Below are 21661 nucleotides of genomic sequence, written 5' to 3'. Positions count from 1 at the left end.
TTGGCGCCCGTCCCGTTCGACCGAGAGCCGATGACTGTTCCCGCGCCCGCATCCGACACCCGCGAACCGCTGCGGCCGCTTCTGGGCCGGATCTGGCGCGACTACCTGTCCCGGCACAAGGGCGCCTTCTTCGCCTCCATGCTCTGCGCCGCGATCTCGGGCGGCCTGACCGCCCTGCTGCTGAAGTTCCTGGAACCGGCCATCGACCTGCTGTTCACCCAGCACCAAGGGCCGGTTCAGATCTGGGGCCTGGTCAGCATCCCGTCGGACAGGGTGCTGATCCTCATCCCGCTGTTCATCATCATGGTGGCGATCATCCGGTCGCTGGCCATGGCGGCTCAGGCGGCGCTGGTGAACCGGTTGGGTCACGGCATCGTCGGCGACATCCAGAAGCAACTGTTCGCGGGCATGATCCGGGCCGACCTGTCGAGGTTGCGCGGCCAGCATTCGGGGACCTTCGTCTCTTCCGTATTGTTCGACGCCAACCTGGTGCGCGAAGCCTTCACCTCGGGCGTGGTCAACTACACCCAGAACGCCCTGATGCTGCTGGGCGTCATCGTCGCCATGGGCTTCATCGACCTGCCGCTGACCCTGATCGTCCTGCTGGGCGTGCCGGTAGTCAGCTGGATCATCCGCCGCTTCGGCCAGAAGTCGCGCAAGGCCGCCCGGGGCGCCATGGTCGAGACCGAGGCCCTGTCCAGCGCCCTGATGGAGAACCTGGACGGCGTCCGCGTCATCAAGATCGAGAACCGCGAAGCCGCCGAGGAGGCCCGCGTCTCCACCGTCATCGACCGCCGCCAGCGTCACATCATCAAGGGCGCCGACAGCCGCGCCTTCGCCGGCCCCGCCAGCGACATCGTCGCCTACGCCATCGTCGCCGCTGTCATGGCCTATGCGGGCTGGAGCGCCAGTCAGGGCCAGATGACGGTCGGCGCCTTCGCCTCCTTTATCGGCATGTTGCTGCTGGCGGGACAGGCCCTGCGTCAGGTGACCAATCTGACCACCGTCCTCAGCGAAGGCATGACCGCCGCGCGTCGCCTGTTCACCGCCCTGGATATCGAGCCAGAGATCCGCGAGGCGACCGACGCCGTGGAGCTGGAGACCGGGCCGGTCACGGTCGCCTTCGATCATGTCTCCTTCACCTATGCCGCCAATGAAGAAGGCGGCGCGCCGACCCTGTCGGACGTCAGCCTGCATGTCGCGCCGGGCGAGACCATCGCCCTGGTCGGCCCCTCCGGCGGCGGCAAGTCCACCATCCTGTCGCTGCTGCCGCGCTTCTATGACGTCACCGCCGGCGCCGTGACCATCAATGGTCGCGACATCCGCGAACTGAAGCTGCAGTCCCTGCGCGATCACATCGCCCTGGTGACGCAGGAGCCCTTCCTGTTCGACGACACCGTGGCCGCCAACATCGCCTATGGTCGCAAGGGCGCGACAGCCGAAGACATCATCGAGGCTGCGCGATCCGCCGCCGCTCATGACTTCATCACCGCCCTGCCCGAAGGCTACGCCACCCGCGTCGGGGAGGCCGGGATGCGGTTGTCGGGCGGCCAGCGCCAGCGCATCGCCATCGCCCGCGCCTTCCTGAAGAACGCGCCCATCCTGCTGCTGGACGAGGCCACCAGCGCCCTCGACACCGAAAGCGAGGCCCTGGTTCAGGCCGCCCTGGAGCGGCTGATGCAAGGCCGCGCCACCCTGATGATCGCCCACCGTCTGTCGACGGTTCAGAACGCCGACCGCATCTATGTCATCGAGGCGGGTCGCGTGGTCGAACAGGGCACGCATAGCGCCCTGGTCTGGAAGGGCGGGCTCTACGCCCGCCTGGCCAGGCAGCAGTCGCTGGACGGCCCCGCGCCTGTCGGCGCGTCCGCCTTGCCCGACGAGACCGGCGCATGAGGCCCCTGCGTAATCCGCTCATCCAGACCTCCATGGCCTGGATCCTCTCGGAATGGATGCGGTTCTGCTACGCCACCATCCGTTGGGAATATGAGAACGAACAGGTCGCCGAGGAGGTCTGGGCCGAGGGCGGCGGCGTCCTGTGCGCCTTCTGGCACTCGCGGCTGGCCCTGGCCCCGGCCAGTTGGCCGATGAAGCGGGCCCAGCCGGTCAAGGGGCTGGTGTCGTTGAGCGCCGACGGCGAGTTCTTCGCGCGCGCTGTGGGTCGACTCGGCATCCCCGCCGTGCGCGGTTCCTCCAGCAACAAGGACAAGGCCAAGCAGTCCAAGGGCGGCACCCAGGCCCTACGCGACGGTCTGAAGCAGTTGAAGGTCGGCGGACTGGCGGTCACCCCGGACGGTCCGCGCGGCCCGGCGCGGCAGATGGCCGAGGGCCTGCCCCTGATGGCAAAGATTTCGGGCGCGCCGGTCCTGTTCATCGGCATTTCATGCAAGCCTGCGGTTCGGCTGAACAGCTGGGACCGGGCCGTCCTGCCGCTTCCCTTTGGCAAGGGCGCCGTGGTCTGGGACAAGGCCTGGTATCCTGAAGGCGCCGAGATGTCCGCGGTCGCCGCAGACTGGACCGAGCGCCTGACCGCGGTGGAAGCCCGCGCCGACGCCATCGTCGGGCTCGAGCGGGTCTAGGCCGTGATCTTCAGCCCCGCCCTGATCGCCTATCGCCTGCTGACCCGGCTGATCGAACCCCTGGTCCCGCGCCTACTCGACGGCCGCGTCAAGCAGGGCAAGGAAGACCCGCAGCGCGTCGATGAACGGTTGGGGTTGGCAGGCGTGGTCCGCCCCGCCGGGCCGCTGATCTGGATTCATGGCGTCAGCGTCGGCGAGGCCCTGTCCATCCTGCCCCTGGCCGAGCGCATCCGTAAGGACCGCCCCGACGTGACTGTCCTGGTCACCACCGGGACCCTGACCTCGGCGCAGATCCTGGCCCAGCGCCTGCCGCACGGCGTCATCCACCAGTTCGCCCCGGTGGACAGCCCCGGCGCCGTCGCCGCCTTCCTCGACCACTGGTGCCCCACCATCGGCGTCTTCGTCGAAAGCGAGCTGTGGCCCAACCTGCTGACGGCGGCGAAGAAGCGCGGCGTCGCCCTGGCCCTGGTCAGCGCCCGCATCACCAACAAGACCGCCGAGGGTTGGAAGAAGGCGCCCGGCATGGCCCGCGCCTTAATGGCCTGTTTCGCCCATGTCTGGCCCCAGGATCAGGCCAGCGCCGACCGGCTGACGGCGCTCGGCGCCCGCGTCGACGGTCAGGTCAATCTGAAGCTGTCGGGCGAGCCCCTGCCCTATGACAAGGGCGAGTTCGGCCGTCTGTCGGCCCTGATCGACGACCGCCCCGTCGTCGTCGCAGCCAGCACCCACGAGCACGAGGAAATGGCCATCGTCGGGGCGCTGGATCATCTGGCCGAGCGCCTCTTCCTGATCGTCGTGCCGCGCCACCCCGACCGCGCCGACGAGATCGCCCGGTCGCTGGCCCAGGACGGTTACAGCTTCGCGCGGCGCAGCCTGCGTCAGCCGATCACCGACGACACCGACATCTATCTGGCCGATACCCTCGGCGAACTGGGCCTATTCATGCGGCTGGCCGACGTGGTGGTGATGGGCGGATCTTTCGCGCCCGCTCTGGGCGGCGGCGCCGTCGGCGGGCACAATCCGCTGGAGCCCGCACGTCTGGGCAAGCCGGTCGTCACCGGCCCCGACGCCAGCAACTGGAACGCGGTGACGCGGATGTTGAAAAACTCCGGCGGCCTGGTCTCGGTCCTGTCACCTTCTGAACTTCCGGGCATCGTCGGCCCGCTGCTGGCCCATCCCGAGGCGGCGCGCGACATGGGCGAGCGTGGCCGTCGCGCCGCCGCCGAGGCCGCCGCCGGGCTGGACCGCCTGTGGCTGGCGCTGCAGGCTCATCTGCCCGCCGCCCCCTCGCGAGGCCGCCGATGAAGCTGAACACCCCCCGCTGGTGGTACAGCCGCGACCGCCGCCACGCCCCGGTCGCGCGCATGCTGCTCAAGCCCGCCTCGTGGATCTGGGCCGGCGTCACCGCCCGCCGCATCGCTCGCGCCACGCCGGTCGATCCCGGCGCGCCGGTCATCTCCATCGGCAATCTGACGGTAGGCGGGTCAGGCAAGACCCCGATCGCGCGCGAGGTCCTGCGCCTGCTGCACGCGCAAGGGATCAGGGCCGCCGCCCTGTCGCGCGGCTACGGCGGATCGCTGGAAGGCCCGGTTCAGGTCGATCTGGCCGCCCACACCGCCGCCGAGGTCGGCGACGAGCCTCTGATGCTGGCGGGCGACGCCCCCGCCTGGATCGCCCGTGATCGCGTGGCCGGAGCCCGCGCCGCCGTCGCCGCCGGGGCCGAGGCCCTGGTGCTGGACGACGCCCATCAGAACCCGGCGCTGCAAAAGACCCTCAGCCTGATCGTCGTCGATGGCGAGACGCGCGGCGACGAATGGCCCTTCGGCGATGGCTCCGTGTTTCCGTCGGGCCCCATGCGGGAGCCGCTGCAGGCCGGGCTGGCGCGCACCGATGCGGTCGTCATCCTCCTGCCCGCTGACCTGCCAGAAGCCGATCCAGAACTGGTCGAGACCTTCGGTGCCCTGCACGTCTTCATCGCCCGTCTGGAGCCCGCCGCCGCGCCGCCGTCAGGACCGCAGGTCGGCTTCGCCGGCATCGCCAAGCCGTGGAAGGTCGAGCGCTCGCTGATCGCCGCCGGTTGCGACCTGAAGGACTTCGTCCCCTTCCCAGACCACGCCGAACTCTCGGAGCGCGACTTCGCATTCCTGAACGACCGCGCGACCCTGTTCGACGCCGGTTTGGTCACGACGGAGAAGGACTGGGTGCGCCTGCCGCCCGCGTGGCGCGACCGGATCGTCGCCTGGCCGGTCGTCGCTCGGCTGGAGCAGGAAGCGGCCTTCGCCGACTTCCTGCTGGGTCGGCTGAACCGTCAGTCCTGACGGAAGACCTGACCGCCCTTCATCACGAAGCGGACGCGTTCCAGTTCGGTCACGTCGCTCAGCGGATCGCCCGAGACCGCGATCAGGTCGGCGGGCATGCCCGGCGCCAAACGGCCCGCTTCGTTCGAGATCTTCAGGTGCTCGGCGGCGCCGACGGTGGCGGCCTGAATGGCCTCCAGCGGGGTCAGACCCGCGCGGACCAGCAGGGCGAACTCCTGGGCGTTGTCGCCGTGGGCCGAAACGCCCGAGTCGGTGCCGAAGGCGATACGGACGCCGCCCGCGTGCGCCCGACGCGCCATGTCCAGCATCTTGGGCCCGGCCTCCAGCGCCTTGGCGGTCTGGGCCGGGGTGAAGAAGTTGTCCGGGCCGGACGCCATGCGGGCCACATAGTCCCCGGCCATCAGGGTCGGCACCAGCCAGGCGTCGTGCGACCTGAACAACCGCATGGATTCGTCGTCCAGATAGGTGCCGTGCTCGATGGAGTCGCCGCCCGCCTTGAGGAAGGCGTTGATGCCGTCAACGCCGTGGGCATGGGCCGTGACCTGGCGCCCCATGCGGTGGGCCGAGGCGACGATGGCGGCCAGTTCGTCCTCGCTGAACTGCTGGGCCAGACCCGCCGCCGTATTGGACAGGACGCCGCCCGTAGCGGTGATCTTGATGATGTCGGCGCCGCTGCGGACCTGAAGGCGCACCGCCCGCATGCAGTCCTCGACGCCCGAGCAGACGCTTTCCGGCGACAGGACATGCATGATGTCCTCGCGATAGCCGTTGATGTCGCCGTGACCTCCGTGAACCGACACGGCCGAGCCCGCCGCGATGATGCGCGGCCCCGGCACGTCGCCGCGCTTCACGGCGTCCCGCAGGGCGAAGATGGATTCGTTGCTGGCCCCCAGATCGGCGACCGTGGTGAAGCCGGCGTTCAGGGTGCGACGGGCGTAGCGCGCACCGATCATGGCCTGGGTCGCGTTCGACTCGGTGACGTTCTCAAGACGCCCGTTGGGGTTCTGCTGGCTGGTCAGGTGGACGTGGCTGTCGATCAGGCCGGGCAGGACGAAGGCGCCGCGCAGATCGACGACTTTTCCGTCGCCTACGAAGCCGTCGCGGATTTCGACGACTTGGTTCCCTCTGATCACGAGAGTTTTATCACGCAGCACCCGGCCGCTGGCCGGATCGGCCAGAAGTCGCCCCACTTGGACGAACGTGGTCGGCTGTTCCGCCGAAACGGCAGCGACCGCAGGGGCTTGTTGCGCCTGCGCCGAGGTGGCGGCCAGAACGGCGACGGTCACAATCAGAGCCAGTTTCTTCATCGGTCCCTCCCAAAACTATGGGCGTCACCTTACCGGGTCGGCGGCTTTCGCCAAGGCTCAGGTTGCGTCGTTACGGGGCTTTGTGAAACAAGCCGATACAGTTGTTTAAATCGTGCGAGGGGCGTCGCATGCGGCTTTCCAGACGTGGCTTGATCTTGGGCGGTTCGGCCCTGTTGGCGGGGTGCTCATCCGCCGCCTCTACCGTTCAGCTCGCCGGCGCCGCGCCTGCCAGCCTTCCTGTCGTTCCGGTCCCGACCGTTGTGGCCCAGCCTGTGCTTAAGGCCAAGGCGTCCGGCCCCGTCATCGATCCGCACGGCGTCGTCCGCAAGGACCTGATGGAGCACGCCCGCGCCGCGCTGGACACCCACGGTCGCAAGATCAGCAAACGCGACCGGATGTATCTGGTCGATTTCCAGAAGTTCTCGGGCGAGGACCGCTTCTACGAAGTCGATCTGGAAGGCGGCTGGGTCACGGCCTACCGCACCAGCCACGGGCGCGGCTCGGACCCGGCGCACTCGGGCTTCGCCCAGCGCTTCTCGAACGAGATGAACAGCCACATGTCGTCGATCGGCGCCTTCGCCACGGCCGGCGCCAGCTGGGGCTCTCAGCAGGGGCCGAACGTCCTGCTGGACGGGCTGGAGTATTCCAACGATCGGGCGCGCGAACGGGCCATCATCATCCACGGCGCCGATTACGCCGACCCGGCCTTCCTGGCCCGCGAAGGCAAGCTGGGCCGGTCCTACGGCTGCTTCTCCGTGTCCCACGCCGATCTGGTCCCCCTGCGCGAGCGCATGGGCGAAGGCCGGCTGCTGTTCGCCATGACCTAGGTGTTTTGGAGCCGCTTGACGCAGCTCCATTCTTCCATGATCCGCTTAACGCGGCTCCAGCGCCCGCCAGCCGATGTCGCTGCGGTGGAAACCGCCGGGCCAGTCGATCTTGGCGACCGCCTCATAGGCGCGCGCACGCGCCTCGGCGATATCGGCGCCATGGGCGCAGACGTTCAGCACCCGACCGCCCGCCGCGACCAGAGCGCCGTCGTCGCGCTTTCTGGTCCCCGCATGGAAGACCTGGACGTGGGGGCCGAAGTCCTGATCGGCGCCGCGGATGACCGAGCCCTCCAGCGGGCTGTCGGGATAGCCCTTGGCCGCCAGAACCACGGTGATGACCACCCCGTCCTTGAACCGGGGCGCCGGCGCCTTCGACAGGTCGCCGCGCGCGCAGGCCAGCAGCAGGGGCACGATGTCGCCGTCGAAGCGCATCATCAGCACCTGGCATTCGGGGTCGCCGAAGCGGGCGTTGAACTCGACCACCTTGGGGCCTTCCCTGGTCGCCATCAGACCGGCGTAGAGGACGCCGCGATAGGGCGCGCCCTCGGCGGCCATCATGCGGATCGTCGGCTGAACCACGCGCTCGTCAGCCTGCTGCACCAGTTCGGGCGTAAAGACCGGCGCCGGCGAATAGGCGCCCATGCCGCCCGTGTTCGGCCCCATGTCGCCGTCAAAGGCGCGCTTGTGGTCTTGCGCCCCACCGAACAGGACGGCCTGTTTCCCGTCGCACAAGGCGAACAGCGAGCCTTCCTCGCCGTCCATGAACTCTTCGATCACGACGCGCGACCCGGCCGAGCCGAAACGCCCGCCCAGCATCCGCTCGATCTCGGCCTCGGCGTCCTTCTTGTCAGGGCTGATGGCCACGCCCTTGCCCGCCGCCAGACCGTCGGCCTTGATGACATAGGGGGCGGCATAGTTGTTCAGCGCCGCCTTGGCCTCGGCCACGTTCTCATAGACGCCGTAGCCCGCCGTCGGGATGCCGTGACGCTGCAGGAAGGCCTTCGAAAACGCCTTCGAGGTCTCCAGCTGCGCCGCCTTGGCTGTCGGGCCGAAGCAGGGGATGCCCACGCTGTTGAGGCGGTCGGCCAGCCCCTCGGCCAGGGCCGATTCCGGGCCGACCACGACCAGGTCCGCCTTCATCCCGCGCGCCAGGGCGGTCAGGGCGTCGGCGTCGGTCGCCTTGACCTCGGGCTTGAGCTCGGCGTGCTTCGCCATGCCGGGATTGCCGGGCGCGGCGACGAGCCGCGTGACCAGCGGCGACTGGGCGATCTTCCAGGCCAGGGCGTGCTCACGCCCTCCGGATCCGACGAGCAGAATGTTCATGTCTGCGCAATGACCGCCCGCGCCGTCCGGGTCAAGCGGGAGAAAGGGTTACTTCGCCGGGGGCGTCCAGCGCGGCAGGGCCGCCAACTGCTGCGCCGTCAGGTCAGTGGTCAGATCCTTGTCGGCGGCGTTGTTGCGCGCAAGACCGCGAACCTGATCGACGGGAACCTGCACCTTCACGTCGTCCGGCCCTTCAAGTTCGACCACCACGTGGGTCAACTTGCCGGACGCATCCAGGACAAGGGTTTCGACATCCCCGAGGTCGGTGTTGTCGGCGGACAGAAGATTTGCGTCTTCCAACTGAGAGCGCGACATGCCGAAGGCCAGGGCTGCGTCAGCCGTCGCCGCGTCGGCGCGCGTCTCGGTCACCGGGGCTGGTTGCGCGCCGGGTGCGGGCGACTGAACCACGTCGTCGGTACGGTTATCACCGCAGGCGGCCAGCATGAGAGCGGCGACGGAGGCGGCGGTCAGGGCATGGATCTTCATCAGGCTTCCTTGGCTTTAAAACAATGCGGAGGCGACATAGATCACCGCCCCCAGCAACAGGATGGCGCCGATCACTAGCCACGGGCTGACCGAGGGCGCATGACTACGGCGCGACATCTGCCGCTCACGCGGTGCGCGTTCGGCGGGATCGGTTCCGGGCGGGTCGGCGGGCTCCATGGTCAAGCTAACGGACGCGGCCCCGCCCCGTTCCCGCCTGCGACAAGACGGGCTAAGGTCGCGCCATGATTTCCGACGACGACTATGCTTTCGAAGGCCCCGCCGAGGCGCCCGCCGCCGCGCGCGACAACAATCCGCCCCTGTCGATCTCGGAGCTCAGCTTCGCGCTGAAGCGCACGCTGGAGGACCGCTTCGGTCACGTGCGGCTGCGCGGCGAGATCTCCAAGGTCAACCGCCACGCCTCGGGCCACGTCTATCTGACGCTGAAGGACGACAAGGCCGCCATCGACGGGGTGATCTGGAAGGGCATGGTCAAGGGTCTGGGCGCCCAGCCGGAAAGCGGGCTGGAAGTCATTGTCACCGGCAAGATCACCTCCTATCCGGCGCGCTCCTCCTATCAGATCGTGATCGAGAGCATGGAGCCGGCCGGCGCGGGCGCCCTGCTGGCCCAGCTGGAACGGCTGAAGGCGCGTCTGCGCGACGAGGGCCTGTTCGAGCCGTCGCGCAAGAAACCCCTGCCGACCTTCCCCGCGACCATCGGCGTCATCACCAGCCCCACCGGGGCCGTGATCCGCGACATCCTGCACCGCATCGCCGAGCGCTGGCCCTGCCGCGTCATCGTCTGGCCGGTCGTGGTTCAGGGCGACGCCGCCAGCGGTCAGGTGTCGAACGCCATTCGCGGCTTCGATCAGATGACGCCGGACGGCCCTATCCCCCGCCCCGACCTGCTGATCGTGGCGCGCGGCGGCGGCTCGGTCGAGGACCTGTGGTGCTTCAACGACGAAGCCCTGGCCCGCACCGTGGCCGAGGCCCGCATCCCCATCATCTCGGCCGTGGGACACGAGACCGACACCACCCTGATCGACTTCGTCTCCGACCGTCGCGCGCCGACGCCGACCGGGGCCGCCGAGATCGCCACCCCGGTTCTGGCCGACCTGCGCTGGGCGCTGAGCGATCTGGAGGCGCGTCTGGCGCGGGCCGGGTCGCGCCTGCTGGAAGACCGCCGCACCCGCCTGCGGGCCGCCGCCCGCGGCCTGCCCGCCCGGCCTGAAGATCTGCTGGCCCTGCCGCAGCAAAGGCTCGACCACGCCGCCAGCCGTCTAGGCTCGGGCCTGCACCGCAACGTGGCTGTGCATGAGCGCCAGCTGGCCGTGGTCGGCGGACGCCTGTCCAAGGGTCTGCTGGACCGCGCCATCGAACGGCGCGGCGACCGGCTGGCCGCCTATGCCGACCGCTTCGGCCCGGCGATGAAGCGGCGGCTGGACCGCGACGAGACCCGGCTGGCCGCCCTGTCGCGGGCGTTGGCGACGCTCGATCCCAAGCGGCCCAAGCCCGGCTTCGCCCGCATCGAGGACGCGGCAGGGGCCATGATCGCCTCGGCCGCCGCCCTGTCGCCGGGCCAGGCCGTGCGCATCGTCTTCGGCGACGGCGCCAGGGGCGCGACCATCGATGGCGAAGGCGCTACGCCGCGTCCGGCCCCAGTCACGCCGCTCGCGCCCAAACCGGCGCCGCGCCCGAAGGCGCCGGCGGTGGACCAGGGCGATCTATTCTAGCCCAAATCCGCTCATCCCCGCGGAGGCGGGGACCCAGTGGTTTGGCTAGAACCGCTACGCTTTGGATCTTCAGAAAAATTTTCCGATGGCAGAGCGCGAGGTTCTTACTGGGTCCCCGCCTCCGCGGGGATGAGCGGATGGAGAAATCTAGCGGCTCAGCAGCCCGCTCACCGTCTCGACATCCAATGCCTCGACCGTCACCGGCTTGCCGTCGATGATCGAGGTGGTGGTTTCGGCCTTCAGCAGGGAGTTGAGGATGGCCTCCTCGGTCGCCTCGGCCACGGCGACGAACAGGGGCGACATGCGGTCGTTGGGCCAGTCGGCCACCGTCGCCTGCCCGCCGCGTCGCTCGAGCGTTCGGCGGACGCCCTCGGCCGTAGAGAAGGCGATGGCGTAGTCGCCCGATCCGTTCGAGAAGGCCGCCCCCGTCCTCGCCAGACCGGCGAAGGCGCGGTCGGCCAGCCGCTCCAGATTGCGGTCCGACAGGGGGGCGTCGGTCGCCACCACGATCATAATCGAGCCGTCCGCACGCTCGGCCTCGACCTCCTGACGCAGGAAGTAACGGCCCAGCGGCACGCCGACGGGCATGCCGTCCATGCTCAGCACCCCGCCGAAGTTCGACTGGACCAGCACCCCCACGGTGAAACCGCCCAGACTGATCGGCAGCTTGCGCGAGCTGGTCCCGATCCCGCCCTTGAAGCCGAAGGCGATGGTGCCGGTCCCGGCCCCGACCGCGCCCTGCTCGACCGGGCCGCCGCTGGCCGTCTCGATCGCCCGCACCACGTCGGCGGCGGTCACCACGCGCGCGCGAATGTCGTTCAAGCCGCCGTCGTTGGTCTCGCCCACCACGGCGTTGACCGAGCGGATGTCCTCGTGCCCGGGCTGTTTCAACGTCCAGTCCAGGATTCCCTCAATGCCGCGCGCCACCGACAGGGTGTTGGTCAGGACGATAGGCGTCTCGATCTCGCCCAGTTCCTTGACTTGGGTGGCGCCCGCCAGCTTGCCAAAGCCGTTGGCCACCGACAGCCCCGCCGGAACCTTGTCGCGGAACAGGTCGCCGCCGTGCGGCAGGATGGCCGTCACCCCGGTGCGGATACTGTCGCCGCGCCGCAGCGTCACCTGGCCCACGCGCACGCCCGCCACGTCGGTGATGGCGTTCAGCGGTCCGGGCGACAGGACGCCCGGCGTCCGGCCCAGATCACGAATCGTCGGTCGCGCCCCGCCCGTTTGCGCGACGACCGGCGACGTCGCCAGCACCGTCGCCAGGGCGAAAGCGGACCACATGAGAGGCGAACGGATCATCGGCGGTTCCTGTCATCGACCAGTTTTCAAATGACATCGATTCGCCTCTCGTCTCTTGCGACAAGCCATGCCAATCATCGCTACATGACGACGCCTGCTTCTCCTCCTGTTTCGCCCTCGCCCGCCACGCTCCACTACGGCGACGGCGAGTTCGCCGTGCTGCGCCCCGGCGCCTATGTGACCTGCGCCGTCAGCGGCGTGCCTATTCCACTGCCCGCCCTGCGCTACTGGTCGGCCGAGCGGCAGGAAGCCTACGCCAGTCCGCTGGAATTCATGGCCGCCGCGCGCGACGCCTGACCCTCGCCATCCGCTTTTTCCTGCGCGGCGCGCTTCGGGCGGCCGTCAGATCGTGTCGTGTCCCATGTCCGCCCTGCAGTCGCTCGACATCCTGCTCGCCGACGACAACCCCAACATGCGGGCCATCGTCTCGGCTATGTTGAAGTCAGTCGGCGTGGGCCGGGTGCGCGAAGTCGAGGACGGGGCCGCCGCCCTGGAAGCCCTGAGAAAGCGACCGGCCGACATGGCCATCGTCGACTTCCGGATGCTGCCGGTGGACGGCGTGACCTTCACCCAGCTGATCCGCACGGCTGAGGACAGCCCCAATCCCTATCTGCCGATCATCATGATGACGGGTCATTCGGAGAAGCGCCGCGTCACAGAGGCGCGTGATGCGGGCGTGACGGAGTTCGTGGCCAAGCCGGTCAACGCCCCCGCGCTTCTGGCGCGGATCGAGGCGGTGATCATGCGCCCGCGTCCCTTCATCCGGGGCGGCGACTATTTCGGCCCCGACCGTCGCCGGACCCAGCCGGACAACTATGACGGCCCGTTCCGCCGCGTCGGCGACGCCGTGATCGACTAGGCGTCCGAAGCCCTCAGTTCGGCATAGACCGCGGTCGGCCAGCGCTTGTGGACCCAGAACCAGTCCACGGGATGTTCTCGCACCCGATCCTCGACGAAGCGGTTGACCGCCTGAATGCCCGCCAGGACGTCGGCGGCCTTGTCTCCGGTGTCGGGCACGGCGATCGGCTCGTGCGCCGTGACGCGGAAGCGCACGCCGGGCAGGCGGGTCACCGACAGGGGCTGCATCACCGTGCCGAACTTCAGCGCCAGACGGGCGGCGCCGGGCGAGGCGTTGACCGGCTGGCCGAAGAACTCGACCTCCGGGCCCTGGTTGTATTTCTGATCAACCAGCAGGGCGATGGACTCGCCGCGCTTCATCCCCGCCATCAGCTCGCGCGTGCCGTCGCCCTTGGGCGCGAACAGCTTGATGCCATAGCGTTCGCGGCTCTGGCGGATCAGGGCGTCGACATAGGGGTTGTTGGCGGCGCGATAGGTCACCTGGCAGGGCACGCCCGCCGCCATGATGACCGCCGCCATGACCTCGAAATTGGCCAGGTGACCCGAGATCAGGACCACCGGTTTGCCGCCGTCGCGCACGGCGTGCAGCCGCTCCAGTCCGACGATGTCGATTCGGCCGCTTTCGGGCGTCAGACGGTCCATGACGGCCAACTCGGCGAAGGTCCGTCCCGTCTGTTCCCACTGATCCACGGCCAAACGGTCGCGCTCGGCGGGGTCCATGTCCGGGAAGGCGATGCGCAGGTTGCGCGTCACCGTCTTGTGCGTCCCGGTCAGCGGCCCCAGTCCGCGCAGCAGCTTGCCCCCGAAGCCGGAGGCCCCTTCGACGCCCAGCGCGCGCAGGAAGGCGAACAGCGCCTTGAACGCCACCGCCTCCAACCGCCAGTTCAGGTCCTGGAAAAAGCCGACCTTGTTGTCTTTATCACCAGGCAATCGTCAGTCCGCCGTCCACAACCAGGGTCTGTCCGGTCACATAGGCCGAGGCAGGGCTGCACAGATAGACCGCCGTGCCTGCGATTTCATCAGGCTGGCCGATCCTTTTCAGCGGTGCGGGTTCGGTCACCGTCTTCAACAGCTCTGGGTTCTCCCACAGGTATTTGGCGAAGTCGGTCTGGACCAGGCCCGGCGCGATGCAGTTCACGCGCACGTTCGACGGGCCGTATTCGACCGCCAGATTGCGCGCCAGCTGCATGTCGGCGGCCTTGGAGATGTTGTAGGCGCCGATCAGGGCGTTCCCGCGCAGCCCGCCGATGGACGAGATGATAAGGATGGCCCCGTCCTTGCGCTCCAGCATCTGCGGCGCGATCATCTGGATCAGCCAGTGGTTGGAGATGACGTTGTTCTGAAGGATCTTCTCGAACTGGTCGTCGGCGATGCCGGCCATCGGCCCAGCGTAGGGGTTGGTCGCGGCGTTGCAGACCAGGATGTCGATCTGGCCGAAGGCGGCGTTGGTCTCGTCCACCAGCCGTTGCAGGTCTTCCTTGGAGGCGATGTTGGCGGGGATGGCGATGGCGCGGCCCGCGCCGTGCTTTTCATTGATGGCGGCGGCGACCTCTTCGCAGGGCCCGGCCTTGCGCGAGGAGATGACGACGCGGGCGCCGTGCTCGGCCAGGCGCTCGGCGATGGCCTTGCCTATGCCCTTGGAGGAGCCGGTGATGATGGCGACCTTGCCGCTCAGATCGAACAATTCCATGCGTTAACCTCCCTTTGGTCGGGTTTTCTGCGCCCCAACCCTAGCCGTTATCTCTAGTTAGACCGATACTCGGCCGATTCCATAAGGGAAAGGCGGCTCGATACCGGCCCCATGCGCAAGATCACCGGCGGTTTTCTGTTCTTCGGCTACCTGTTCCTGTCCCTGACCATCGGGGCGGCGATCTGGCGCGCGGGTATGGGCGCCGGCGCTGGCGCGGCCGGGGTGCTGGGCGCCCTAGGGGTCCTGATCGGGCTGCACGCCGTGATCGCCGGCACCCTGGACCGTCGCGCCCTGCGCAAGGAGGTCGCCAAGGTCCGCGAGGCGCACCGTCTGCTGGCCGACGCCATGGAGTCGACCCAGGGCGCGCTGACAGAGCTGGCCGAGGCCATCGAGAGCGGCGCCCTGTCCAGGACCGAGGCCCTGACCGGCGAGGTGCGGATGCTGGAAGGTCTGGTCCAGCAGATGAGCGAGTCGATCGACGAGCGTCTGGCCTCGTCGCCGATCACCGCCGACACCTATGAGGGTCGCCGTCAGGTCCAGTCCAACACCCTGCTGAAAACCGTCCACGACGCCCTGACGGAAAACCGTATCGACCTCTATCTGCAGCCGGTCGTCACCCTGCCTCAGCGCCGGACCGTCTTCTACGAGAGCTTCACCCGTCTGCGCGATCCGTCCAACCGGGTCATGATGCCGGCCGAATACCTGTCGGTGGCCGAGGGCGAGGGCCTGCTGCCCGCCATCGACAACCTGCTGCTGTTCCGCTGCGCCCAGATCGTGCGCCGTCTGGCGCGTCAGGACCGCAAGGTCGGGGTCTTCTGCAACATCTCCCTGACTTCGCTGGGCGACGAGACCTTCTTCCCGCAGTTCCTCGACTTCCTCAGCCAGAACCGCGATCTGAAGGACGCCCTGATCTTCGAACTGGGTCAGGCCACCTTCGACGCACGCGGCGCGTCCGAGGCCCGCAACATGGCCAAGCTGGCCGACCTGGGCTTCCGCTTCTCCATCGACAAGGTGCAGACCCTCGATCTGGACTTCGCCGACCTGCAACGCTCGGACGTGCGCTTCATCAAGATCGCCGCCGACCTGCTGATCGAGCAACTGCTGGATCTGGACGGCGCCGCGCCCCTGCCGACGCAGCCCGACATCCAGGCCGCCGACTTCGCCCCCCTGACGCGCCGCTACGGTCTGGAACTGATCGCCGAGAAGGTCGAGAGCGAGAAACAGGTCGTCGACATCCTAGAACTGGACGTCGGCATGGGCCAGGGCCACCTGTTCGGCGAGCCGCGCGCCATCAAGGAAGCCGTCCTGGCCGAGACCGACCCGCCCACCGAGTTCGTCCGCTCGACGCTCAAATCGGCCGAGCAACGCCGCCGGTTCTGATCCCGCAGCCGAAAGCCGCCAGACAGGTCGTCTCGACCGGCGTCTATGACGCCCATGACCGACACCCTCGACTGGCCCCGAATCGCCGACGATCTGAACGCCCGGGGCTGGGCCGTGGTCGGGCCGTTGCTGACGCCCGCGACCTGCGACGCCCTGCAGGCCCTATACGATCGGCCCGAGCGGTTCCGCAGCCGCATCGTCATGCAGCGCCACGGCTTTGGTCAGGGCGAGTATCAGTATTTCGCCAATCCCCTGCCCGATCCCCTGCCCCGGCTGCGAGCGCGGCTCTATGAAGGTCTGGCGCCCATCGCTGACGGCTGGGCGGCGCGGCTGGATCGGCCGGGCTTTCCCGACAGTCTCGACGACCTGACCGCCCAATGCCGGGCGGCGGGCCAGACACGGCCGACCTCGCTGATGCTGCGCTACGGCCCCGGCGACTACAACCGGCTGCATCAGGACCTCTATGGCGATCTGGTCTTCCCGCTGCAGGCGGCCATTCTGCTGAGCGATCCGGCGGCGTTCGAGGGCGGCGAGTTCGTGCTGGTCGAGCAGAAGCCCCGATCGCAGTCACAGGCCCATGTCGTGCCGCTGAAACAGGGCGAGGCGGTGATCTTCGCCGTGCGCGAGCGTCCTGTCGCCGGGATGCGCGGCGACTATCGCGTGCAGATGCGTCACGGGGTCAGCGCGGTGCGGTCGGGCAAGCGGATGACGCTGGGGCTGATTTTTCATGATGCCGCCTGAAACCCGATCAAGAAAGAGGCCCCTCCGCCGGAGCGAAGGGGCCTTTTCCTTTAAGCCTTCTGAGCGTCCAGCCAGCGGACGGCGTCGGCGTCGCGGGCCGACAGGTCGGGGAAGTCGGCGTCGGAGCCGACGTCCGGCACCCGACGCCAGGAGCGGGCGCACTTGGGATAGTCGGCCAGCCTGACCTCGACGGCGACGGCGTCGCCGCCGACCGTCAGTTCAGCGCCCGAGGTGCGGAAGACCTCGGCGGCGTCCAGGCCTTCGAACGGGGCCAGCAGCTCAGCCGGGGCCGTGACCACCGGCCAGGCGTCCAGGGCGCCGCCGATCAGCTTGTCGCGACGCGCCGCTTCCAGCGCTTCGTTGACCACTTCCAGCACCGTGTTGACCCCGGCCCAACGCTCGGCCTCGGCCGGATTGCGCCACTGGTCGGGCGTTTCCGGGATGACGCGCGCGCAGTTGGTGCCGGCTTCCGGGAAGCGCGTGGTCCAGGCCTCGTCCATGGTGAAGGGCGTCAGCGGCGCCAGCCAGGCGGTCAGGCGGCTGAAGACCTCGTCCATCACCGTGCGGACGGCGCGACGGCGGACGCTGTCTGGACGGTCGCAGTAGAGGCTGTCCTTGCGGATATCAAAGTAAAGGGCGGAAAGATCGCCCGAGCAGAACTCCAGCACCGGACGGATCACGTCCTGGAAGCGATATTCCTCATAGGCTTTGCGAACCGTCGCATCCAATCCCCACAACTGATGCAGGATGAACTGCTCCAGCGGCGGCATCTCGTCGTAAGGCAGGCGTTCGGCCTCGTCGAAGCCGTTCAGCGCGCCCAGCAGATAGCGGACGGTGTTGCGCAGCTTGCGATAGGCGTCGACCGTGGTCTGCAGGATCTGCTTGCCGATGCGCTGGTCGTCCGAATAGTCGACCAGGGCCACCCACAGACGCAGGATGTCGGCGCCCGACTCCTTGATGATGGTCAGGGGGTCGGTCGTGTTGCCCCGCGACTTCGACATCTTCTCCCCGTTTTCGTCCAGGGTGAAGCCGTGGGTCAGAACGGCCTTGAACGGGGCGCGACCGCGCGTGCCGCAGCCTTCCAGCAGGGACGACTGGAACCAGCCGCGGTGCTGGTCCGAGCCTTCCAGATAGAGGTCGGCGGGCCAGTGCGACGGGCGGTCCCCGGCATAGCCGTGCGCGGCCGTGCGAGGGTCCAGCGTAAAGGCGTGGGTCGAGCCGGAGTCGAACCAGACGTCGAGAATGTCCGTCACCTTCTCGAACCGCTCGGGATCGTGCGCGCCCAGGAAGTCGGCGTCTGGGGCCGAGAACCAGACGTCGGCGCCGCCCTTGGCCACGGCCTTGACGATGCGGGCGTCGACCTCGGGGTCGTGCAGGGGCTGGCCGGTCTGCTTGTCCACGAACATGGCGAGCGGCGTGCCCCAGGCGCGCTGGCGGCTGATCAGCCAGTCGGGGCGGCCCTCGACCATCGAACGGATGCGGTTCTTGCCCGCCGCCGGGTGGAAGGCGGTGGCGTCGATGGCGTTCAGGGCGCGGTCGCGTAGGGTGTTGTCGTCCTCCAGGGTCTCATCCATGCGGATGAACCACTGGGGCGTGTTGCGGAAGATGATCGGGGCCTTGGAACGCCACGAGTGCGGATAGGAGTGCTCCATCCGGCCGCGCGCCAGCAGGTTGCCCGCCTCGATCAGCTTTTCCATCACCGCGCCGTTGGCGGGACCGAACTTGCCGGTCTTCTTGCCCTCGGTCTCCAGCACCTTGAGGCCGGCGAACAGGGGCACGTGCTCATAATAGGCGCCGTCGGGATCGACCGTTTCCGGCACCTCACGGTGGCCGTGGGCCAGCCAGACATTGTAGTCGTCCGCGCCGTGGCCCGGCGCGGTGTGGACAAAGCCGGTGCCGGCGTCGTCGGTCACATGGTCGCCGGCCAGCAGGGGCACGGAGAAACCGTAGCCGCTGTCCAGCGCCGCCAGCGGGTGGGCGCATTCCAGACCCGAGGGATTGATGGCGTCGACGCGGGTGAAGCCGCTGATCTTGGCCGCCTTGAACACGTCTTCAGCCAGCTTGTCGGCGATGATGAAACGGTCGCCCGGCTTGGCCCAGGGCTCGTAGTCCAGGCCTTCCTCAAACGCCGTGACCTCATAGAGGCCATAGGCGATCTCGGGGCCGTAGCTGATGGCGCGGTTGGCCGGGATGGTCCAGGGCGTGGTCGTCCAGATCACCACCGAGGGCGTGGCCGCGCGGAAGGACAGCAGGTCGTCGGGGTGGCTGTCGGTCGCGCCGACCACCGGGAACTTGACCCAGATCGTGGGCGAAACGTGATCGTGATACTCGACTTCGGCGTCGGCCAGGGCCGTGCGCTCGACCGGCGACCACATCACCGGCTTGGAACCACGATACAGCTGGCCCGAGTTTTTGAACTTGTGGAATTCGGCGACGATGGCCGCCTCGGACGTGAAGTCCATGGTGGCGTAGCGGTTGGCGAAGTCGCCGGTGATGCCCAGGCGCAGGAACTGGTCGCGCTGCAGGTCGATGTACTTGCCGGCGTATTCGCGGCAGGCGGTGCGGAACTCTTCCTTCGAGACCTCGTCCTTGCGGCGGCCCTTGGCGCGGAACTGCTCTTCGATCTTCCACTCGATCGGAAGGCCGTGGCAGTCCCAGCCGGGAACGTAGTCGACGTCATAGCCCAGCAGGAAGCGCGAACGGACCACGAAGTCCTTCAGCGTCTTGTTCAGGGCGTGGCCGATGTGGATGTCGCCGTTGGCGTAGGGGGGGCCGTCGTGCAGGACGTAGAGCGGCGCCTTCTGGGCCTGACGGACGCTGCGCAGATGACCATAGAGGTCGCCCCACTGGGCCAGGATTTCCGGCTCCTTCTTCGGCAGGCCGCCCCGCATGGGGAAGGGCGTCTCGGGCAGGAAGACGGTGTCGCGATAGTCGCGGCCCGATGCGTCGGAAGCGGTGTCGTTGGTGGCGTCGGCCATGGGGTAATCTTTGTCTTTTGCGCGGGCGCCGAGGAGGCGGCGCGGACGCAGTCTAGCGTGAAGGCCGTTGAACGGCATCGGCGATATTCGATCCCGACGTGCGCGGGGCTGACCAGCCCTGGCGCTACGCCGGGCGGCTAATCGAAATCGGACGGATCACGCGAACGGTCATGGTTGAAACCGTCTAGCAGACCGGGCGGCGCCTGCGCCATAGTCGATGCGAACAGACAGGAGGCGAGCGGATGCGCGTTCAGGCGATGATGACGGCGGCGATTCTGGCCCTGACGGCGGCCGCCTGTTCGCCCGCCGAAGAAAAAGCCCCTGCCCCGGCCGAGGTCCCGCTGACCGGACGGGCGGCCATCTACGCCGCCGGTGAGAAGGACGCCGAGGCCTTCGCCCGCGCCCTCTACATCGCCCCGCCCACCGCCTCGCCGGACCCGGCGGCGGCGGCCGTCAGGCCCGGTCGCGACCCGCTTTACTCGCGCACCCTCAACGCCCTGATCGGCGTCGATTTCCGCGACGCCCAGTCCCGCGACGAGGTTCCCTATCTGAACTATGACCCCGTCTGCGCCTGTCAGGACGCCGACGGCTTCGCCCTGACCGCGCTGAAGATGACGCCCGACGGCGACAAGGCGGCCACGGCGGAGGTGAACTTCACCAACCACGGCCAGACGCAGCAACAGACGCTGAAACTGGTCAGGGAAGGCCCCATGTGGCGTATCGCCGACATCATCGACGCCAAGGGCAAGTCCCTCCACGACGCCTTGATGGCCATCGCCGAGAAGGCCGAGGGCTGAGCCCGGCAACTCCTGCGACACGCGACCGTTAGCGATCCTGTCATCATCGTGTTAAGAGCCCCGCCCTTTATAGCGGCGGCGGTGTCGCCAAGGCCTTTCAGACTTCTCAGGAGAAGCCACACATGAGCAAGGTGCTGGTTATCGGCGCAGGCGGCGTCAGCTCGGTCGCCGTCCACAAGATGGCGATGAACTCGGACATCTTCTCGCATATCACCCTGGCGAGCCGGACGAAGTCGAAGTGCGACGCCATCGCCGAATCGGTCAAGGCGCGCTTTGGCGTGACCATCGACACGGCGGCCATCGACGCCGACGACGTCGCGGCGACCACGGCCCTGATCCAGTCGGTCAAGCCGGCCCTGGTGGTCAACCTGGCCCTGCCCTATCAGGACCTGGCCATCATGGACGCCTGCCTGGCCGCCGGCGTCAACTATCTCGACACGGCCAACTACGAGCCGCGCGACGAAGCCAAGTTCGAATACAAGTGGCAGTGGGCCTATCAGGAGCGCTTCAAGGAAGCCGGCCTGATGGCGCTGCTCGGCTCGGGCTTCGACCCCGGCGTGACCTCGGTCTTCGCCACCTACACCAAGAAGCACCTGCTGGACCGGATCGACACGCTCGACATCCTGGACTGCAACGGCGGCGACACGGGTCTGCCCTTCGCCACCAACTTCAACCCGGAAATCAACCTGCGCGAAGTGACCGCCAACTCGCGTCACTGGGAAAACGGCCAGTGGGTCGAAGGCCCGGCCCTGAGCCACAAGCAGGCCTTCGACTTCGAGGGCGTGGGTCAGAAGAACATGTACCTCATGTACCATGAGGAACTGGAGTCGCTGGCCAAGTACTACCCTGAAATCAAACGCATCCGCTTCTGGATGACCTTCGGCGACAGCTACCTGAAGCACCTGGAAGTGCTGGAAAACATCGGCATGACCTCGATCGAGCCGATGATGTTCCAGGGCCGCGAGATCATCCCGATCGAGTTCCTCAAGGCCCTGCTGCCGGAACCTTCGTCGCTGGGTCCGATCACCAAGGGCAAGACGAACATCGGCACCATCGCCACCGGCGAGAAGGACGGCGTTCAGAAGACCTTCTACGTCAAGAACATCTGCGACCACGAAGCCGCCTATGCCGAAACCGGCAACCAGGCCGTCAGCTACACCACGGGCGTTCCGGCCATGATCGGCGCGGCCATGATGCTGACGGGCGCATGGAAGGGCGACGGCGTCTTCAACATGGAGCAGCTGGACCCCGATCCCTTCATGGACATGCTGAACAAGCATGGCCTGCCCTGGACGGTCGAGGAGCTGGACGCTCCGCTGGCCTTCTAAGACTGGGGATCAGGACA

19 protein-coding genes are annotated in these 21661 nt (G+C 68.0%); 12 read left to right on the top strand and 7 right to left on the bottom strand.

The window, feature by feature from the left end:
• Positions 1-30: 30 nt before the first annotated feature.
• The 4 genes from ACI2KI_RS09375 to lpxK are packed head-to-tail and all read left to right on the top strand — an operon-like array spanning position 31 to position 4897.
• On the top strand, positions 31-1896 hold the full coding sequence (locus ACI2KI_RS09375; protein ID WP_404619509.1) for an ABC transporter ATP-binding protein: 1866 nt from the start codon (positions 31-33) through the stop codon (positions 1894-1896).
• Positions 1893-2579 (top strand): lysophospholipid acyltransferase family protein, encoded by a 687-nt coding sequence (locus ACI2KI_RS09370; protein WP_404619507.1) that lies wholly within the window; start codon positions 1893-1895, stop codon positions 2577-2579. The genes ACI2KI_RS09375 and ACI2KI_RS09370 overlap by 4 nt, the downstream gene beginning before the upstream one ends.
• Positions 2580-2582: 3 nt before the next feature.
• Complete coding sequence (locus tag ACI2KI_RS09365; protein ID WP_404619505.1) at positions 2583-3884, top strand: 3-deoxy-D-manno-octulosonic acid transferase; 1302 nt, start codon at positions 2583-2585, stop codon at positions 3882-3884.
• Positions 3881-4897: a tetraacyldisaccharide 4'-kinase gene (gene lpxK / locus ACI2KI_RS09360; RefSeq protein ID WP_404619503.1), complete on the top strand. Its 1017-nt coding sequence runs from the start codon at positions 3881-3883 to the stop codon at positions 4895-4897. The genes ACI2KI_RS09365 and lpxK overlap by 4 nt, the downstream gene beginning before the upstream one ends.
• On the opposite strand, the gene ACI2KI_RS09355 is transcribed toward lpxK, so the two are convergent.
• The gene (locus ACI2KI_RS09355; protein ID WP_404619501.1) at positions 4888-6204 is read right to left on the bottom strand and encodes an amidohydrolase family protein; all 1317 of its coding nucleotides are present in this window, start codon (positions 6202-6204) and stop codon (positions 4888-4890) included. The two genes, lpxK and ACI2KI_RS09355, sit on opposite strands and share 10 nt — an antisense overlap.
• A 272-nt stretch (positions 6205-6476) precedes the next feature.
• On the opposite strand from ACI2KI_RS09355, the gene ACI2KI_RS09350 reads away from it, so the two are divergent.
• Entirely contained in the window at positions 6477-7031 is a 555-nt protein-coding gene (locus ACI2KI_RS09350; protein WP_404619498.1) for a murein L,D-transpeptidase catalytic domain-containing protein, read from the top strand.
• A gap of 45 nt (positions 7032-7076) precedes the next feature.
• Here the strand turns inward: ACI2KI_RS09350 and purD are convergent, their stop codons facing one another.
• Entirely contained in the window at positions 7077-8354 is a 1278-nt protein-coding gene (gene purD / locus ACI2KI_RS09345) for a phosphoribosylamine--glycine ligase (RefSeq protein WP_404619496.1), read from the bottom strand.
• Positions 8355-8402: 48 nt separating this feature from the next.
• Positions 8403-8840 (bottom strand): hypothetical protein, encoded by a 438-nt coding sequence (locus ACI2KI_RS09340; RefSeq protein WP_390182805.1) that lies wholly within the window; start codon positions 8838-8840, stop codon positions 8403-8405.
• Positions 8841-9082: 242 nt separating this feature from the next.
• Here ACI2KI_RS09340 and xseA point away from each other — a divergent pair, with 242 nt between their 5' ends.
• Positions 9083-10570 carry an exodeoxyribonuclease VII large subunit gene (gene xseA, locus ACI2KI_RS09335; RefSeq protein ID WP_404619493.1) on the top strand — a complete coding sequence of 496 codons (1488 nt, stop codon included), beginning with the start codon at positions 9083-9085 and terminating at the stop codon, positions 10568-10570.
• Between the two features lie 147 nt (positions 10571-10717).
• Here the strand turns inward: xseA and ACI2KI_RS09330 are convergent, their stop codons facing one another.
• Positions 10718-11872: a P1 family peptidase gene (locus tag ACI2KI_RS09330; protein WP_404619491.1), complete on the bottom strand. Its 1155-nt coding sequence runs from the start codon at positions 11870-11872 to the stop codon at positions 10718-10720.
• 84 nt (positions 11873-11956) lie between these two features.
• On the opposite strand from ACI2KI_RS09330, the gene ACI2KI_RS09325 reads away from it, so the two are divergent.
• Positions 11957-12169 (top strand): DUF2093 domain-containing protein, encoded by a 213-nt coding sequence (locus ACI2KI_RS09325; protein WP_292083958.1) that lies wholly within the window; start codon positions 11957-11959, stop codon positions 12167-12169.
• 64 nt (positions 12170-12233) lie between these two features.
• Positions 12234-12731 carry a response regulator gene (locus ACI2KI_RS09320; RefSeq protein ID WP_404619489.1) on the top strand — a complete coding sequence of 166 codons (498 nt, stop codon included), beginning with the start codon at positions 12234-12236 and terminating at the stop codon, positions 12729-12731.
• Here ACI2KI_RS09320 and ACI2KI_RS09315 read toward each other — a convergent pair.
• The gene (locus ACI2KI_RS09315; protein WP_404619487.1) at positions 12728-13660 is read right to left on the bottom strand and encodes a lysophospholipid acyltransferase family protein; all 933 of its coding nucleotides are present in this window, start codon (positions 13658-13660) and stop codon (positions 12728-12730) included. The genes ACI2KI_RS09320 and ACI2KI_RS09315 overlap by 4 nt on opposite strands.
• Positions 13650-14420, bottom strand: coding sequence for an SDR family NAD(P)-dependent oxidoreductase (locus ACI2KI_RS09310; protein WP_404619485.1), 771 nt, complete (start codon positions 14418-14420; stop codon positions 13650-13652). Before ACI2KI_RS09310 ends, ACI2KI_RS09315 begins: the two co-directional genes overlap by 11 nt.
• Before the next feature lie 111 nt (positions 14421-14531).
• Here ACI2KI_RS09310 and ACI2KI_RS09305 point away from each other — a divergent pair, with 111 nt between their 5' ends.
• Positions 14532-15800 (top strand): EAL domain-containing protein, encoded by a 1269-nt coding sequence (locus tag ACI2KI_RS09305; protein ID WP_404619482.1) that lies wholly within the window; start codon positions 14532-14534, stop codon positions 15798-15800.
• Between the two features lie 45 nt (positions 15801-15845).
• Positions 15846-16541 carry a 2OG-Fe(II) oxygenase gene (locus tag ACI2KI_RS09300; protein WP_404619480.1) on the top strand — a complete coding sequence of 232 codons (696 nt, stop codon included), beginning with the start codon at positions 15846-15848 and terminating at the stop codon, positions 16539-16541.
• A gap of 50 nt (positions 16542-16591) precedes the next feature.
• Here ACI2KI_RS09300 and ileS read toward each other — a convergent pair whose 3' ends face one another.
• Positions 16592-19519 carry an isoleucine--tRNA ligase gene (gene ileS / locus ACI2KI_RS09295; RefSeq protein ID WP_404619478.1) on the bottom strand — a complete coding sequence of 976 codons (2928 nt, stop codon included), beginning with the start codon at positions 19517-19519 and terminating at the stop codon, positions 16592-16594.
• Between the two features lie 242 nt (positions 19520-19761).
• Between ileS and ACI2KI_RS09290 the strand changes: the two genes are divergently transcribed.
• Both ACI2KI_RS09290 and ACI2KI_RS09285 read left to right on the top strand, forming a co-directional pair.
• Positions 19762-20316, top strand: coding sequence for a DUF3828 domain-containing protein (locus ACI2KI_RS09290; protein ID WP_404619476.1), 555 nt, complete (start codon positions 19762-19764; stop codon positions 20314-20316).
• A 122-nt stretch (positions 20317-20438) separates the two neighbouring features.
• Complete coding sequence (locus tag ACI2KI_RS09285; RefSeq protein WP_404619474.1) at positions 20439-21644, top strand: saccharopine dehydrogenase C-terminal domain-containing protein; 1206 nt, start codon at positions 20439-20441, stop codon at positions 21642-21644.
• Positions 21645-21661: the final 17 nt, after the last annotated feature.

Source organism: Brevundimonas sp. NPDC046655, from assembly GCF_044901625.1.
Classification (GTDB): domain Bacteria; phylum Pseudomonadota; class Alphaproteobacteria; order Caulobacterales; family Caulobacteraceae; genus Brevundimonas.
The sequence above is the reverse complement of the archived record's forward strand: the minus strand, read 5'-3'. Positions and strand labels throughout refer to the sequence as shown.